At 70.5% G+C, this 2346-nt stretch carries 2 protein-coding genes; both read left to right on the forward strand.

Features of this window, described 5'->3' with window-relative positions; all coding sequences use genetic code 11:
- The coding region (locus BST44_RS29035) for a VOC family protein (protein WP_244184981.1) at positions 1-876 on the forward strand (876 nt) is incomplete at its 5' end.
- The coding region (locus tag BST44_RS29040) for an FAD-dependent oxidoreductase (RefSeq protein WP_083180036.1) at positions 873-2346 on the forward strand (1474 nt) is incomplete at its 3' end. The genes BST44_RS29035 and BST44_RS29040, both read left to right, overlap by 4 nt.

Raw genomic sequence — 2346 nt, forward strand, 5'->3', positions numbered from 1 at the left:
ATTTCGACGAGCGACATCGACCGCTGGCGGCACTTCGCCTTCGGCGTGCTGGGTTTCGCCGAGGGTAAGGGCCCCGACCCCGAGGCGCTGTATCTGCGGATGGACGAGCGTGCGGCCCGGCTGATCGTGGTGCCCGGTGTGACCGATCGGGTGCTCACGGTCGGTTGGGAGGTGCGTGATCGTCCGGCGCTGCAGCGGGTCAAGGCGAGCCTGGACGCCGCGGGGACGCCGTTCAAGCAGCTGTCGGACGAGGAGGCCGAGGCCCGCCGGGTGGAAGAGGTGATCACCTTCGAGGATCCGGCCGGCACCACGCTCGAGGTGTTCCACGGTGCGGTGCTCGACCACAGCCCCGTGGTCACCCCGTTCGGTGCGCGGTTCGTCACCGGCGATCAGGGCCTGGGCCACGTGGTGGTGCCGGCGCTGGACCCGGGCGGGCTGTTCGACTTCTACACCGAGGTGCTGGGGTTCCGGTCCCGGGGTGCGTTCCGGGTGCCGCTGCCCAAAGAGTTCGGGCCGGTGCGGGTCCGCTTCCTGGGCATCAACGAACGCCACCACAGCCTGGCGATCGTGCCGGCCGCGCACATGCGCGACCCGCGCCTGGTGCACATCATGGTCGAGGTCGACAGCCTCGACGCCGTCGGGCAGGCCCTGGATCGGGTGAACGCCGAGGGCTTTCAGCTGTCCTCCACGCTGGGCCGGCACACCAACGACAAGATGGTGTCGTTCTACGTGCGCGCGCCCGGGGACTGGGACATCGAGTTCGGCACCGACGGCATGCGGGTCGACGAAACCTCGTACACCGCAGAAGAAATCACCGCCGACAGCTACTGGGGCCACCAGTGGATCGGCGACATGCCCGCGGCCATGCGGCCGTGACGGCCCCGACGCCCGATACCGAGGTCACGCCGGTCCCCGCCGCGTCGGTCTCGTCGTGGGACGACGAGGCCGACGTCGTCATCGCCGGCTACGGGGTGGCCGGGGCCGCCGCGGCGGTGGAGGCGGCGCGCTCCGGCGCCGACGTGCTGGTGTTGGAACGCACCGGGTCCTGGGGCGGGGCGGCGGCGATGGCCGGCGGGTTCATCTACCTCGGCGGCGGCACGCCCCTGCAAAAGGCTTGCGGCTTCGACGATTCCGTGGACAACATGGCGGCCTTCCTGAACGTCGCGATGGGGCCTGGCGCCGACCCCGACCGGATCGCCGACTACTGCGCCGGCAGCGTCGCCCACTACGACTGGCTGGTCGGCTGCGGCGTGCCGTTCAAGGCGGAGTTCTTCGCCGAACCCGGCTGGGAACCGATGGGCGACCAGGGCCTGATGTACAGCGGCGGGGAAAACGCATACCCGTTCAACACCATCGCCACCCCCGCCCCCCGCGGGCACGTCCCGCAGATGTCGAACAAGAAGCAGGGCGAGGCCAGCGCCGGCTACATGCTGATGAAGCCCCTCGTCGACACCGCCACCGCCGCCGGTGCCCGCGCGCTCTACGACGTACGCGTGCAACGCCTCATCACCGACACCGACGGCCGCGTCGCCGGCATCCGCGCGCGGCGCTACGGCACCGAAATCAACGTCCGGGCACGCCGCGGGGTCGTACTGGCCATGGGCAGCTTCGCCTACAACGACGCCATGGTCACCCGCTACGCCCCCCGCATCGCCGGGCGCCCGGCCGCCTCCATCGAGCAGCACGACGGCCAAGCGATCCGCATGGCCCAAGCACTGGGCGCCGACCTGGCCCACATGGACGCCACCGAGGTCGCCATCTTCATCGACCCCCAACAACTGGTGCGCGGCATCCTGGTCAACGGCCGCGGCCAACGCTACGTCCCCGAGGACACCTACCCCGGCCGCGTCGGCCAACTCACCCTCTACCAGCAGGACAACACCGCCTACCTCATCATCGACGACGACGCCCAACAACAAGCCAAAACGTCCTGGTCCCCGAAATTCATGCTGCGCGAGGCAACCTGGGTGGCCGACACCGTCGCCGACCTCGAACACGACATCGGCCTGGCACCCGGATCCCTGCAAGCCACTGTCGCCGCCTACAACGACGCCGCCGCCCGCGGCGAAGACCCCCTGCTGCACAAAAAAACCCAGTGGCTCAAACCCATCGGCACCCCCGTCGGCGCCATCGACCTCCGCGAAAACACCGGCGGCTTCACCCTCGGCGGGCTGGCCACCACCCTCGACGCCGAAGTCCTCCACGTCAACGGCCAACCCATCCCCGGCCTGTTCGCCGCCGGCCGCTGCACCGCCGGCCTGGCCGCCTGGGGCTACGCCAGCGGCATCTCCCTGGGCGACGGCAGCTTCTACGGCCGCCGCGCCGGCCGATCCGCGGCCAAGGGCT

The sequence above is a fragment of the Mycobacterium scrofulaceum genome, from assembly GCF_002086735.1.
GTDB lineage: Bacteria > Actinomycetota > Actinomycetes > Mycobacteriales > Mycobacteriaceae > Mycobacterium > Mycobacterium scrofulaceum.